Consider the following 16,553-nt stretch of genomic DNA (forward strand, 5'->3'; position numbering starts at 1 on the left):
CTCCTGGGTTCGTTTCTCCTGGGTCGGTCTCTCCTGAATCGGTCTCTACCTTTGTAAATTCCGCCAGGAATACTTCTCCTTTTACTCCTGGGTTAGAATTAATAGTTATAACGGTATTCTCCCCAGATAATTCAGCTGTCATTCCCTCCGATAAAGATGTAATCTTATCATATGGAATCTCAACTACAACTTTCATTGAATCTTGTAAGCTTGTTGGATCAGATACGGAAACAGTAAAGCCTTCCGATGTTTCCTGTACCATTACGGAAGCCGGACCGTTAGAAGTTACTTTTCCTGCCGTTACACTCTTTCCTGCTTCCTGCCAAAAATTCATTGCTGTAATATTTAACTTATTCTCCAGTACTGCATGTACATCAGAAGTATTTGCAATAATTGTTACATCCGGTGATGCTTCATAGGCTTTTGTTTTCTCTAATGTAGCTTCCGGCAATAACACATATGCATAATCTGCATTCTCCGGCTGAACACCATGATCAATATACATGGTTGCATATCCCCTGGTTAATGGGTCATCGGAATAACGCATTCCGGATAAACCATTGATATCTTCCCATTTTCCGGTTCTGCTTTCTTTAAATGCTTTTACTGTCTCACCTTCCGGGAAATAATAGCCTATGCCATTGCCATCTTTCTCTGACAGGTAAGCCCACTGTGCATTGATATATTCATCATCTTCCCTATCCTGCACTATTACTTCTTCTTTTGTTTTTATTGTAAATCCTGTATGCTCATGACCTGTCCAGGGCTTTCCATAACTATTAGCACATAATGAGAAAAACTTATCAGGAAGTTTGGATGCTGTTACTTTACTAAAATCAGCATTACAAGTAGTTACATCATCTTCTGTAATACGTAAGTATGCTATATCAACCATACCTTCTAAGGTACCTGGTGTGTAAAATCCTATGCTTGTAATCTTGTTGGGATTATTTAAGCTGCCCATAAATGCACCGGCCTTAGTGAAAGAGTTATTATTTTGATCGGTTATCTTTATGGTAATCGTTCGAGTGGATGGAATGATTTCTGCTTCTACTGTAAACCATTGTCTGCCATCCATATTAAAATCGCCACCTGCGCCTCCCCAGGCTTTTAATGCACCGGTAGATGAATTGTTTAAGAACAATTCATAAGCTATACCCAGAACACCGTCGTCTGTTTCCCCATAAATTCGCAGAGCTGAATTTCGTTTACCTTCTGGAAAACGCATCTTGGTTTCCAGCTTAATTATCTCAGCCTCTTTGCTTGTAGGGTAATTTAGAGAATGTGCATGTATCTTGTCCGCTGCGGTATTGGATGTGTCATATACCGGAGCATATATAGATAAATAAGGCACCTCTTGTCTAACATCTTTTATATTAACCTCTTCCCCATTAATAAGAAAACCATTTGACAATTCTGTATCTATTCTTCTATTTTCAACTATGGTTTCGGCCTTAGAAGTTAAATTGGAATTTTTAACATAGATGTCCGAACCTAATGAAACAATTTCATCATCCAGCATAAACCAGGATTTCTTAGCATTCACACCATCTCTTGCCGCACCGTTACCCATAGTGGTAATCTGTAGTCCGGTCACTCCGTATTTACCTAAGCTGGTGCCTCCTACCCAGTCATTTGGATTGGTTGTACCGGCACCGGTTGCATTTCCTCTTGTAACATCATATAGCGTTGTAATACCCGGAAGTCTGAGTAAATCTGCTGTTGCCCAGTAACCACTACGGAAATGGTTAATATCCGATGTATTTAATAATAATGCACCATCTGAGATATTCCAAAATTTATAGCCTTCTGTATTAATGGATTCATAGTTGGCTATCTTCTTAGAATGCTTTGATATTACAGCCATATACTTATCCGTATAATTTACTACTTTATCCATGTTAGAGTAGGCATACACTCCTTCTTCCACACTTGCCGGATGAATGGAACTATCATTTAATATATTAATACAAGCAGTTAATTCTCTGGGTCTGACTAATCTGCTTAACAAGGCATCATCCTCTAACAGCCATTTCTTTACAACCTGCTTTACCTTTAGTGCGGCTTCCGGTGATAAAGAGTCCGACATAACGGCTAATTGACCTGCACTGGTTCTAAATTGTGCGGTTTCTCTTGTTACACTTCTTCCTGAAACTGCATCGGAGATGGTTCCTGCATAATGAAGAGGTATATAACTTTCCAGCAAAACATTATCATAGAACGTATCTCTATCATCCCCAAATAGCATTTCAAATTCCGTATTTTTCAGAATAGGGAGAATTCTGCTCATAGCTGAAATTAAAGCAGAGCCATATCCTCCTGTGTAAGCATAAATAGAATGATCAATGTAAGAGCCGTCTTTATACCATCCGTTTCCGGAAGTAACATAGCTAAATAACTCTCTTCCAAATCGTTCTTTCAAACTCATTAAAAGGCTGCCATCTTCTTCTAATATGCTATAATACATAGCATTTAAGCCAATATCCGCAAGATTAGCACTGGTATAAGTTCCCCAGTCATTTGCCTTTTGATAGGTTAGTGCATCCATATAGGTTTCATAGCGTCCATTGGTCAGCTTTTCATGATCCCGTAATAAAATCATGGTAGGTAATAATTGAGCTGGTACCCCGATTCGGTGATCCCACCAGTTTCCATAATAATTTACGCTGCCGCTATTGGCAGGCACCCCTCGTCCATACCATTTATTACTGATCATAAAATCAATCGCTGCCAATACTTCATTAATTACATTTTCATTCTGATATAAATCTGTTCCGTTAGTCGCATAAGCTTGTGTCAATTTAAATAGATAGGAAAATGTTGTAGTTAAGTCTGCGCTGTTTGAATTAGGGCCTCCTGCAAGTACAGGTTTTATTCCTGTAAAAATCCTATCTCTGGTTGTATCTGTGGAAGGAATAAGCAGACTCCAATATTTGTTCGTATCCGTATTTAATTTTGTTACATATGCTTTTAAAACATCATTTTTTAAATCAAATGTGGTATCCGGCATTACTCCTAATATTTGTTGGTATGCCCGGTTATATAGCTGCTGGAATTTTTCACTGCCTTCCTCTGTATTTTCTGATTTTTCCAGTTCCACATAAAAAGTTTTTCCCTGAGCATCGGTTGTAATAGCTACAATAGTGGTTTTTTCCTTTCTTTGGGATGCTGTTATATTTCCGTCTCCACTTTTTACATCATAAGTGCCATCTAATGTAATACTTACACTGGCTTGTGACTGGGTAGGATCGGAAATGCCAAGAATTAAACCATTTTCCGTTTCTTTCATCGTTACGGAAGAAGCTCCATCGGATTCTATTCCATTTACACTTCCCTTTGACCAGAAGTTATATCCGCTTACTCCCAGTGTTTTTTCTTTCACTGCTTGAACTACTTCTGTATTGGATACTATTTCAATATCCGGTGACTTTTGATAATTGCTGGTTTCTTCTGCTGTATGATTTGGTAATAGAACATAGCTGTATGATTCCATATCCGGATTATTACCATGATCAATCCCAAGGCTTAGGTAATTTCTTGTTACCGGAATGGCAGCTTCTGAACTTTCTGATACAGAAGTATTAATATCTCTCCAGCTGCCGCTTCTTGCCTCTCTTAACAGATTTAAGGATACTGCTTCCGGAAAATAATAGCCGATAGAATCAGACCCATCTGCTAAATTACCGGATAGCCAGGCATGGCTTATATTATCCACTGTCTTGGAATCACCAATATTTTTTACTTCCGGTGTTCCATTAATTAATAATGTATTATTTCCATTAATTTTGCGGTTTTCTACTATGGTTTCTGTCTTTTTATTTTCTGTTGAAGTAATGCCTGCTCCTAAAGCAACTACTTCATTATCAAAATTAAACCAGGACTTTTTACCGGTTAAACTACTATTTTCGATTTCAAAATCCATACCTACGGAACCATAAAGATTCAGTAGGGAAGAACCTCCAACCCAGCTTTTTGTACTGGTATGAGGATCCCAGGTGGAACTTATGGTACCCACTGTGTGATCTGTGGTAATGCCGGCTAATCTCATAGGATCAACTGTGGGCCAATAATTATCGGCAAATTGGGATTGATCACCATTATATAAATATAATGCACCATCTGACATGTGATAGCCTTTTATGTTTTCACCGTTACCATACTCAAAACTTCCGGTTCTTTTTGAATACATACTAATTCCCAATGAGAATTTATCGGTATGATGGACTGCCTTATCCATAACAGAAAACATCTTAAAATAAGGGATTCCATCATCTGGAGTAATACCGGAATCATTTAGTATATTTTTAGCTTCTGTCATTTCTCCTATTGACATATTGGTCAGATAATTTTCATCATATGCCATAGCACTTTGTAAGTGTTTTTTTGCAAAACCCTGAATATCAGCTTTTATATGTTCCGGTGCTGTTATGGATAACAATAACGCCCCTTGTAAGACACCCCGGCCCGCAGTAAGATCGGTTCTGGAAGGTCTTGCAATTCCTCTTCCGCTGACCATATCCATAATGACGCCATCTGCAAATAATGGACGGTATCCATTCCATATCCATTCATATACATTTATTACATTGGGATCTGCTACTGTCCAGGGAGTGCCGTCTACTAAAAATAGTATTTTTTCAATACCTTTCAACAGTGTTGAGCCATATCCTCCGGTATAAGCAAGATTTGTATGCTGTATACAGGAGCCGTCTTCATAAAAGCCATCTCCGGAAGTCACATAAGGCAATACGGTACTGATTGCTTCTTTTGCCTGACTAATACCTGTACTATCCATTCCAATGACTGATTTTAATGCTGATACCAGTGACGTATCCATAAGGTTTGCACTGGTCATATCCATTTTACCCCAGCCCTGTACTTTATACGCATAATTAGGATCTTCATTAAATTTTCCTAAGGTCTTAACTTCCCTGTTAATAAGATCTTTATCCAGTTCATCATACATCAAAATAACAGTATTGGCTAAGCTTTGAGACATTCCAATCTGCCAGTGCCACCAGTTTCCGTACAACTTGTCTTTTACGCTATAATTTTCATTATATACATTGGTATACATCCATTCCAGTGCGGATATAATTTCATTCTTAAGTGGTTCATCCTTGTAATATTCAGAGCCTTTGGAGGCGTATGCCAGGGCTATGGCATAAATCCGTTCAAATGCCGTATTAAATGCTACGGAATCCGCTGAATTACTTGACGGTTTATAAGCAACTGTTAAATTTAAGTCGCTCCACAAAGTAGTTCTTGTATCTGTTCCGGCCGGTTTCTTAATCAGCGTATCAATATAAGCTTGGGCTGTCTTATCCACCTGTTCCATAATTTTTACATAGTCGCTATCAGACATATCTGTAAAATTATTACCGGTTAACCGGTCAGACCATTGCTGTCTTACTGTATGAAAGACGTCTTTTACAGAGGAATCTTCTACTACAACAAGACAGGAAACCTGGTATTCCCCTAAAGAAGCTGTAATAGTTGAATTACCTGTTTTTAGTCCCGCTAATTTTGCTTTTTCTCCACTGCCTTCCACCGATACCACTGCGGGATCAGAAGAAGTATATGTAACTGCGCTTAAGTCTATGGTATCATCGTCGCAGGTAGTTACCAATTCAAATTCTTCTGAAACTGCTATTTTTTTCTCAGTTTCGTTCAGGCTTAATTTGGGTAAACGCACTAACGATACATCATCTACCCATATGGTTCCAGTTAAATATTCAAAAAACATTTCTAAACGAATACGTCCCACATCAATGGATTCATTTATCTCAACTGGTAATTTTAAAGTTACCCAGCCATCTGTTGTTCCAGTTATTCTGGCACTTGTGCCATAGGTTTGTAATGTAGAATTATTTCCGCTGCTTGAGGGACGGTAGGTTTGTACCCTTAAATAGAAACCTGTTCCCTTAACCGTGTCTGCTTTAACCTTGGCAGAGAATTCGTAACTGCCTTTTAACTTCATATTTTCTACATTGGTGTATATTTCAAATCGCCCGGTATTGTCTCCTGAAGCATATTTCACTGACTGCTGCCCGTCATAAGATATTTCTTTATCAAATGAAAACGTAACAGCGCTTGGACTCACTGTTGGCACCTTGGCTGCCCACATATCATTCCAATCCACAGGATTGATTTTATTCACCCACCAGTTAGCTGCTGTGCCAGTTGCTGTCTGTTCTGCTTCAAAGCTGTTATTATTACCTTGTGCCAGATTCACCAAATTATTGTTTACAGACAGAGTTTGCATCTCTTCCTGCTGGATTTTTAATGCTTCATCGGTTTCTTTTTCATCTTCTGTCACCAGAACATCTGATACAGCATTATCAGAAAGCTCCTCCTCCGTTGCCTTGTCTCCCGGCGCTTCTTCATTCGATATTTCTCCTTTAGATGCCTCATCTACCGGTACTTCTTCCACCGTTTCATCTGATAAGTTCTCTAATAGTGTGGATACATCCGAAGTTTCCATAGCTAATGCAGGAAGCAAACTGTTTCCCATAAAGCATGTTATTATTAGCAGTGAAACAACTTTTGCTTTTAGTCTAATAAATTTTTTCATACGGTCCTCCTTGTTTTTTATCATATATATAATTTAGCAGACAATATATACAATCTTCTATAAGCAGATTTATTGGTTTATAGGCAATTTTTATGTTATTGACGTATTAGTATTGTTTCAATTGTTAAACTTTACTATTTTTATAGTTATTTATCCTATTAATATGTTTTTATGTTAATGACATAGTATATAAAAGGAAATTTTCAACCCAATTTTTTCTTTAATTCCACAGAAAAGGTTATGTTTTCATTGATGAAAAACATAACCTCGTGATTGCTTTACCCAGTGGCAGATTTATTAAATTGTTTCTGTTTTATATAAGCTCAAAAGCATCAGATTTTTTATGCCGGATTTATAAACCTTCCATTTATCGGCGATAGTGTGAATTATTAAAATACATAATTCACGCCCTGATTTGAGGCAGTAAACCATCTGCAAGCAGATGATTTATGCCATGGGAGCTAGCGTGAGACCCAGCAGGTGTTACCCACGACCTAATAAAATCTTATCAATTAACCCATATTCTTTCGCTTGTTCAGCCGTCATATAACAGTCTCTTTCCATATCCTCTTTAACCTTTTGTACCGGCTGACCTGTAAGCCTGCTATATATTTCATTCAGCGTCTCTTTTGTCTTTTCAAGCCAGTCACTATGTATCTTAATATCCGTGGCCTGCCCCTGCTGCCCGCCGGATATTGACGGCTGGTGAATCAGTACTTCGCTGTTTTTCAGGGCAAAGCATTTGCCTTTCTTCCCCGATGCCAGAAGTAAGGAAGCTGCGCCTTCTGGTAATATATCTGGCGACGGATTCACCTGTCATTTTGTGAAAAAGCCTATGATAATGATATTTTGAAAGATATGATTTTTGAGCAAGCTTGTCAAGATTAATCTTATCATTCAGATTTTTTTCAATATATTCAAGTGAAGCACGCACTTTAAAGTGATTATCCATATACTTTCTCCTTTTCGAGATGATATCATATATTATATATTCTATTATAAATTAATTCTTGATAATTCTTGCTCATATTTTAGAAAAAGTCAAGATTCTCTTAGTAATATGAGTTCGCAAGTTCTTTAGAAAATAGCTTCAACTTCCCAAAACTCTCCGCTGATATTAACATAATAAAAACACCTACATATAATAAGTTTATATCACAATATTAGGAAGTGCCAGTTTGAAAGAAAAACATGTATTTGCCGGTAATAATACTTCCGTTGGATTCTATAGCTATTTTAACTATACCTTTAATCCGGAGGAGGCAAACCATATTTATATTTTAAAAGGTGGCCCCGGTGTAGGAAAAAGCTCTTTTATGAAAAAAATCGGGACCAGAATGATGAAAAAAGGATATGATGTAGAATACGTTCATTGTTCCAGTGACAATGACAGTTTAGACGGAATTTTAATTCCAAAATTAAAAATTGCTTTTGTAGATGGTACTGCTCCACATACCATAGACCCTAAAATTCCCGGAGCCGTAGATGAAATTGTTAATCTTGGAACTTATTTGGATAATAAAAAGTTGGAAGAAAACAGACAAGAAATCATGCTGATTACTAAAAAGAAATCTAACATCTATAAAAGTGCTTATCGCTACTTAGAATGTGCCGGTCTAATATCGGAAGAAATCCAATCCATATATGATGAGGTGACTAATTATAGTAAGTTTTGGAACTTATGCAAAGAAGTATCCTCAAAATTCTTCTCTAACAGTTTACAGGACGATGAATATCAATCACCTGGTAAAATTAAAAAACTATTTAGCGAAGCTTATACTGCAAATGGATATATTCAGTATACAGAATCTTTATGTAAAGACAAAAAAGTATGGGCCATTAATGGAAAGAATAAAAATGCTTCCGCAAAATTGTTGAACTTTATTGCAGATGAAGCACTGGAAAGAGGATATGATGTTGAAGGCTACTATGATCCACTAACTCCCGGCAAGCTTCAGCATATATTTGTTCCCCCATTGGATGCAATGATTATAACTTCCGAAGACAGCTCCCGTCAGAAATATAATGCAGTTATTAATCTAAATCATATTATTGATTATAAAAAAATAAAAGATCAGGAAGAATTGGAGAATAACATTCAGCTATATGAATTACTTATTAACCTGGCATTAATCAAGCTTTCTGAAACAAAACAAGAACATGAACGCTTAGAGGCCTATTATGTAAAGAGCATGGACTTTAAAGGAGTCGACAAATTCTTTGAAGAGTTATATAAGAAGTTTGAAAAATAGAACCGACTCTTATAGAAAAAGATAAATGCAAGCTCAGTGTATTGTATTTATGCGTTCCACTTCTGATTTACTCCATTGTTTTTTATTAAAACTATAATAATTAAATCAAATTATGTATTAAAAAAGAGAGACCTTTGATATAATCCCTCTAAAGTAGACCGTAAATAACCAAATCTACTTTGGAGGGATTATATCAGTTTACTTGTAAACTCTCAGTATTTATTTTAAATACTGATTATAAGACTATTTTATAATTTGTATTCCTCCAATGACAGGTAATGGCTTTTCTTCTCCTCTGCCTGCATTGATCATTCCAATAACAATCAAGGCTAGTAATACTAATCCCCACAAAGTAAATAGTAAGGAAATCAATCCCCATAACCGCCATGATAATATGGAAAATAAAATTGATAATATAAAATGTCCGGCAAATCCTGTAATAAGAAGTACCAGTCCTTGATTGGCATGGAATCTCCCGGTTTTAGATTCCGGACAGACTACAAGGGGTAGAAAGAATAAAATTCCCAAATAGGAAAGTATAAATATTACTTTGTTACTGGAATCTTTTTTTACCTTACCAGTACTTGAAATATTATCGTTACCTTTATTAATATTTTCGTTTTCGGCAGTTTGTTTATTCATAGTGTCACCTTGAACTTCTCCGCCACATCCATCACAGAAATTTGCGTCATCATTTATTTCTTTTCCGCAATATTTACAATACATATATCTCCATCTCCTTTTAATTTACGTTCTTTACTAAATGAAATAGTTTTTTCCATTTTACTACCTTTTCATTATTCAGTTACCTTTGATACTGAAATAGATATACTTTCGCTGGCAATATCATAATATATCACAACTGCAATGCCATTAGAATTTTCCCCGCCATATGATATAATATCGTCTGCATTCACTTCATAGCTATTATCTGGAAACTTCCTCCTTAGTTCTTCCAGGTATTCCAATGCATCTTTTTCTTTTACCTCTTCCATGTAAATAGTAGAATACTCTTCACTATCTACCGTTCCGGTAATTAATCCACTCTTACATACCGGCACATCTTTTACTAAATCTGAAGTAGGCCATTGGGTACTTCCATAGCTGACTTCCGATCCATCTTCGTTCTTTACAACAACAGTACCTCCAATATCCATATCAGCTATTTCTGGGTTTTCTACAAAACTTTCTGCTATAGATTCACTTGCTTCTTCTTCCACATTCTTTTTACACCCAGCCAGAGAAATAATGAATGCTGCAAACACTACTACTAATACAATCTTTTTCATAGGATTCCTCCCTTACCATTTTATAAATTATATAATAATTTGTTCTCTATTCTTATATATTTATAATATCTTTTTCTAAGAACTCTTTATCCTGTAAATAGGAAGAATTTTTTTGTTCTTTATGCTTTCTGTGTATCCAAAAGAAGTTTTTCAAACTAAAAAGAGCTCTATAATAAACTTGATACAGAGCCCCAAAAGGAGCCTTGCAAAAATAGCTTAAATTAGCTATTTTGCAAGGCCCCTTTATACTTAAGTAAATCAATTATTTTTCATAAATTTTATGGGTTAATAACAAGACATTTTAATAGATTTTTTCTACACTATAATCCGCAGCTTCTTTTATCATTGACTTCTTTGATTTACTGTCTTTAAAACCTGCATCATATGTCGTATCAATTGTAACCCATTGTTTACTGTCCTTAAAATAAACCTGATTCCATGCATGATATTCGTCTATATCTTTCCCATAACCCATAGCTAGTTTTGCAGGGATGTCAACACTTCTTAGCATTGCGGCAAATAAAGCTGAATAATCATAACAAATACCTTTTGAAGTAGTAAAGGTTTTTTCAATAGATGGAATGTAGTCTGCGTTTATATTAGCAGACTTTTTCTTGTCATAACTTATATTTTTCACTATGTAATTATATATAGCTTCTATTTTTTCCTGATCACTCTTTGAATTTTTTGTCAGCGCTTTGGCTTTTTGTATTGCCTTCATATCTTTATCCCAATGAATGGATTGAATGGATTGTAAATATACAACATTCTCATTCTTTATATTCAAATTTACCGTATCTTTATTAATAAGCTTATATTTATTTCCACTTTTTTGTTCTAAAACAGATATGGTATAATTTCCATTTCCTAATTGCAGCGGAAATGTATTATTGGAATTAAGATCATAAATATACTTTTGATTTCCCTTTTGAATTATTACTTTTGTATTACTGTCGCTCTTTGGCAGATATTGAATACTGATTATTCCATGTTCCAGATCTTCACTGTAAAAATCCGAACCAGAGGCTTGTACCATATCAACCATAAAACTAAACATTAAAACAAATGATAATAAGGGAATAAAAATTTGTTTTTTAAACATAAAAAACTCCCCTTTCGGTAACTGGCTGCCATCTTTTATATAAGGAAGGCCCTTTAGCTTTGCGTCTTTAGTTTTCACTAAGTTTGCTATTATCGCTTGAAAGTCGATGTTATACTATTTGTATTTATATTTTATATATTAACATATATATCCATCCCACGATATAGGTCTAAAGTCCTATATCGTGGATTGGTTTTGAATGATTTTAATCCTTTATTTTTCCTTTTATAATTAACCTATGGGTTGGATTAATCATGGGATGACAGGTAACTAATGTAATTTCTTTGTCTGTCACATTACCCTCTAATACTTCTACTTCCTCAGGTTTTACGTATAATTTTTCCATTACTTCATAATTAAATTGCTTTTTACCGTTATTAATTATTATAGAATCTCCTACTTCAACTTCATCGAGTCTGTTAAAATTTTTACCATAAGTATGACTTCTGTGTCCTGCAATAGCATAATTTCCAATTTGCCCAGGATTTCCGGTGCCTTTAATGGATGCCACTGATACTTTCATGTTTTTTTCGGTGGCATCTGTTAATATTGGCAGTTCCAAATCTATTTTTTCAATCTTAATGATTCCTTCAATACCAATATCCTCTTGCAGTTTTTCTGATAGACCTCCAGTGTTTGCTCCGTTATTGTCTTCAGTTATACCTTTTAAAGAGTCATTTGCATTTTCCATGTTGTTGCCAATGCCTTTATTTTCTGCACTTTGATTCCTTAATTCCACTGCTTTATTGAACCCGGCTTCCTCACGGTAATTGTCATAATCAGTATCATGATCGGAACTACTGTTTTTTTCAATAATATTAAAACTTTGTTGCCAGATTTTTATTAATTTTTGTTGTTGATACATTTTGTATAAATCAGAGGCTTTGGGATATATCATAATTAATAGGCCTATGAATATAAAACTTATTGAAAGAAATTTATTTTTTTTCCCAGTTTTCATAGTTGTCTCCAGTAGAATACATACTGTTAAGCAATATTTATTTCACAGTCTTTGTTAATTATAGACATTTTAAATCTATTCCTGTGTTTTACATAATTGTTAAGACGGAATAGAATCCCGTCTTAACAATAGAATATTACTTTCTTTTACGCATGATGTTTTCTTCTTACTTTTAAAACGAATCCAATAAAAATCATAATTACTCCAGTTATATAAAATCCAATCCTGCTGCTTTCTCCGGTTTTTGGTAGTTTCTCTGTTCCTGCTTTGTTTACACTTCCGTTATTACCATTATCTCCTTCTTTTCCGCCTAATGGTACACCGTCCGGATCAATTTCATATTCTTCTTCTGACTTTTTGGTATCCGATTTTTTACCGCCTTTAGGTTCTTTCTGTTTTTCTTCCTTGGGCTTATTTTCCTTTGGTTTAGGTTCCTCCGGTTTGTTTTCTTCCGGCTTATTTTCTTCCGGTTTATTCTCTTCCGGCTTATTTGGTTCCTCGTTGTCTTCGTTACCACCTGGTGTAGTTGGTTTAGTTATTACAGTATTCTCGAATGTTACTTGAATCACCTCTCCGCTCTGGCTGATAGTAAAAGGATGTTTCTCTGTATTCCGCACATATCCGGAAGGAGCCTGGGATTCAACAAAATAATAGTTTCCATAAGGTATATTTTCAAATACAGCTATACCATCTTCATCTGTTTCTTTTTCTGCTATTAAAACATCTGACTCACTATACACAGAGATTTTAGCGTTAGCCAAAGGCTTTAATGTGGTTTTATCAACCTTCAATATCTTTAGCTGCCCTTTTATTTTAGTATTGGATATACTCGTCGGTATCGTTGTAACAATTACTAAATTTTCAAGGATTGTTGCTGTTAAAACTTCTTCGGATAGGATAAAACCTTCAGGAGCTTTTGTTTCCATTATTTTATAACTGCCATATGGAACATTTGTGAATTCAACTTTTCCTTGTTCATCACTGATTGCCGTAGACAAAGGCTTCTCAAAGTTTGTATCATTTTCATGATATAGAGTAAATTCTGCTCCAGGAAGCGGAAGATTCTCTTCATCCTGCTTATAGAATATAATATTTCCAGTGATGATACTATTTTTAAATTCATAGGTAATATTTTTGTTCTCATCCGTTAATTTGAATTCATATAATTCCGTACTTAAATTATAACCGGTTGGAGAAACAGCTTCCCGAATATAATAAGTGGTATTCAGTTTGAGTTTATCAAATATTACCGAGCCATCTTCTCCGGTTTCTTCAGAGGTTTTTAATACATTCTGGTATAAATCCAGAAGTTCAAAGGTTGCACCTTTTAATTTAATTGTTGTATTATTCTCATCAACTTTAGTAATGCCTATACTGCCTCTTCCTGTACCGCCGGCACCTCCGCCTACGTTCTGGAAGCTGACACCGATTGACTTACTTGCTCCATTCTGAGAAATTCCACTACCTTTAAATGTAATAGCATTTGAAAAGGTTCCGTTCTTATAAGCTTCATCAATATCTGTTCTGAATTTAAGCCGATAAGCGCTGTCAATTTCTCCTTTAAATATGAAATTGACTTTTCCGGAAGCTATATCATATTTTACACTTAATAGTTGGGCTGTTACCTCTTCTCCCTCTGATAAACTTCCGTCTGTTGCTTTGGTATTTAACCGAATCAATTTAACAGAAGAAGAGTCTAATTCCAATCCTGCTTGTAAAGTATCTTCTAAAACAGCATCTTTAATTGGAACTTTATTCTGGTTAACATCAACTTCCCAATCAATGTAAGAATTACCGGTAGAATAGATACCTATTTTACTTACAACTGTATTTTTAATAGTTTTTGTTCCTGTTGATTTTACATTGCCTGGAATATCATCACCAGATAGCTCGCCTGTATTTGATAAGGTCTTATCACTATTAGTGTCAAAAATGGAAAGGTCCACAATCTTAGTTTTAAATGTTATAACCTGCTCCGATGTAATTTCTTCTGGGAAATTATATCTTAATGTTCTTGTTGCTTCATCATAGTAATAACGATTCTTCTCCTCCGGTTGACTGCCTTCCACAACCTTTTTACCTCCTATGGTTACCGAATCGCGGACAAATTCCTGTTTTTCACCAATAACATCCGTAACATAGGCATTCTTCATAAGCATATTATTCTGATTCACAACAATTTTCCATGTGATTTCACGTTTTAAATAATCGTAATCAGTACCTGTCTTTTCTATTACTTTACTGATCACCCGTTGGGTTGCGGTAGCGGATGAATCAATAGTATTGTTGGTATTTGCATTTATACCTTTTAAATTAACAGTATTTTGGAAATCCTTACTTCCATTTACTGCATATACTGTATTGTCTTTTACCTTTGTTTTAAATTCAATGACATAAGTATCATTTATAGTGTCTGCAAATGTATAGGTAAAGGTTCCAGTTTTTTTATTATCTCCGCTATTAGCTGGTGTATAATCAAAAGTTCCGTTTGAATCATTTGGAGTAATTTTAAAAGAACCATCCACATATTCTAATCCACTTGGAATACTATCTGTTACAACTGCATTTTTTATGGATATCTTATTTGAATTTATAGTTATTTTCCACGTAATTATGTGGTTAGAACTATCGTAACCTTTGCCTTCTTTACTAATAATATTGGAACCTACATATACACCTTTTCCATCTTTTGCATTACCTGGAACACCGGTGCCTTCTAACCCTACATTATTAGTGAATGTTTTTCCAGTGTTGGAATCATAAACGGTTTCATCTATTACATCTGTATAATACTCTAATATATGAGTTTCTTGAATTGCCTTTTTAAATTCATATCTTAATTCATTACCAGCATACGTAAAATCAGTGTCTAAACTAATTTTTTTACCATCTAATGTAACAGAATTAGTATCCAGAGCAAGACCTTCTGGTATTTTATCAATAATTACTGCATCCGGTATTAATACATTGTTTTTATTTACAGTTACTGTCCATTTTATTTTTTTGGAACTATAACTACCATCTTTTTTTACAAAATCAACAGTTGTATTTACAGTAGCTTCATTTGACAGTGATGTTTTATCATTCTCAAAAGTTGATGCTGCCTGATTCTTAAAAAATACCTGTTCTCCTTCTTTATCAAATAAGGAAGTGTCAACTTTCGTTTTAAACGTTAATGTGTAAGTTTCATTATCGGTTGTATTAATATCACGTCCAAAGTGATAAGATAGTTCACTATTGGCTTCATCCCAGAATACGCTTCCTTCCTCTACTTTGGGTAAAATGGAAGCGGAATCTTCTATATAAGTCTGCCCTTCCTGAATAATATCTTTAATTACAACATTAGAAATTGGTTTTCTATTGGGGGTTGTTTCTGGTGTGATTACTATGCTCCACGTAATCTCATTTTTATTAGTATCATAACTTCCTGACTTCACAAGTTTTATATTGGCTGTTTCATCCACTTTTTCAAAGTCAACATAAATATTTGTAGTAGCGCCACCGCCTAAATCAAATATAATCTCTTTAGGACCGCCCGTACCTATAGTTATTTCATCAAATTCACTGTATATATAGAAGTACCCAAATCGATCAAATAATTTCTCCTTATTGTTTATCTCTTCTTCAAATTGATAGGTTATGGTATTATCCTTATATACGCGAACTGTTGCAACTACACGATCTGCATCTGGAATCCCATCTCCATCGGTATCAATTTTCCCATCTTTTAAAAGAATGGTTTCATCCTTTAAAATATTTATTTCCGGTGGAATAGTCAGTGTATAAACTTTTGTAGTGTCAACAATCTCTTCATCCGGAATAACATAGGAATATTTTAATAAGATTTTTGAATTTATTTTTATTTCTCCTACAAAATCATTTTCATTTTCATCTTTTATCTCAATCTTATTAATATAGCCGGTTATAGCTGCTCCAGTTGTTGCTATTGCAGAGCCGGTAACGGCACTGACCTCTGAAATAGTTTCGTTTTGAAATTCTTCTTGAACCTCTTCATCAGTCTCTGCTGCATAAGTGTTATTCCCAAAGAACGGGAATATCGTCTGTATCAATATTGCAATTATAAGTATAAACGTTAATTTACTCTTAAATTGCCTGTTCCTAATTTGTTTTAACATACTTTCTCCTCTCCATCTATTCAATATATTTCAATATAATTCGGGAAAACAAGACACTTTATGGTTATCCTGCGAACATACATATAGTACTTTTTTCCTAGTCACCAAATATTATCCATTATATAAGCAAATCTATCTATCCATTTTTTGTTTAATAAAGGGTTGTTTTTTGCTATTCATGGAGAAATAAAAATTTAGGTTATTAATGTACGTACGCTTTGCCTAATATAGGTTATCCA

At 34.8% G+C, this 16,553-nt stretch carries 8 protein-coding genes and 1 riboswitch; of the genes, 1 reads left to right on the forward strand and 7 read right to left on the reverse strand.

The features are described from left to right. A partial coding sequence (locus RT261_RS18875) for a polysaccharide lyase family 8 super-sandwich domain-containing protein (RefSeq protein ID WP_313134678.1) occupies positions 1 to 6,574 on the reverse strand: 6,574 nt, incomplete at its 3' end. A 483-nt stretch (positions 6,575 to 7,057) separates the two neighbouring features. Then, positions 7,058 to 7,387, reverse strand: coding sequence for a ClpP family protease (locus RT261_RS18880; protein ID WP_331665534.1), 330 nt, complete (start codon positions 7,385 to 7,387; stop codon positions 7,058 to 7,060). A 365-nt stretch (positions 7,388 to 7,752) separates the two neighbouring features. Here RT261_RS18880 and RT261_RS18885 point away from each other — a divergent pair, with 365 nt between their 5' ends. Next, positions 7,753 to 8,826, forward strand: coding sequence for an ATPase (locus tag RT261_RS18885; protein ID WP_313134679.1), 1,074 nt, complete (start codon positions 7,753 to 7,755; stop codon positions 8,824 to 8,826). Between the two features lie 243 nt (positions 8,827 to 9,069). On the opposite strand, the gene RT261_RS18890 is transcribed toward RT261_RS18885, so the two are convergent. From RT261_RS18890 to RT261_RS18910, 5 genes are all read right to left on the reverse strand, one after another. Further along, entirely contained in the window at positions 9,070 to 9,552 is a 483-nt protein-coding gene (locus RT261_RS18890) for a DUF4870 domain-containing protein (protein ID WP_313134680.1), read from the reverse strand. 71 nt (positions 9,553 to 9,623) lie between these two features. Beyond that, the gene (locus RT261_RS18895) at positions 9,624 to 10,115 is read right to left on the reverse strand and encodes a DUF6591 domain-containing protein (RefSeq protein ID WP_313134681.1); all 492 of its coding nucleotides are present in this window, start codon (positions 10,113 to 10,115) and stop codon (positions 9,624 to 9,626) included. 301 nt (positions 10,116 to 10,416) lie between these two features. Then, the gene (locus tag RT261_RS18900) at positions 10,417 to 11,217 is read right to left on the reverse strand and encodes a transglutaminase-like domain-containing protein (protein WP_313134682.1); all 801 of its coding nucleotides are present in this window, start codon (positions 11,215 to 11,217) and stop codon (positions 10,417 to 10,419) included. 13 nt (positions 11,218 to 11,230) lie between these two features. Then, a riboswitch (cyclic di-GMP riboswitch) is annotated at positions 11,231 to 11,315 on the reverse strand. A gap of 107 nt (positions 11,316 to 11,422) precedes the next feature. Next, complete coding sequence (locus tag RT261_RS18905; protein WP_313134683.1) at positions 11,423 to 12,178, reverse strand: sortase; 756 nt, start codon at positions 12,176 to 12,178, stop codon at positions 11,423 to 11,425. Between the two features lie 146 nt (positions 12,179 to 12,324). Then, positions 12,325 to 16,314: a collagen binding domain-containing protein gene (locus tag RT261_RS18910; RefSeq protein WP_313134684.1), complete on the reverse strand. Its 3,990-nt coding sequence runs from the start codon at positions 16,312 to 16,314 to the stop codon at positions 12,325 to 12,327. Positions 16,315 to 16,553 lie beyond the last annotated feature (239 nt).

This window comes from Anaerocolumna sp. (assembly GCF_032079385.1).
In the GTDB taxonomy this organism is placed as follows: Bacteria; Bacillota; Clostridia; order Lachnospirales; family Lachnospiraceae; genus Anaerocolumna.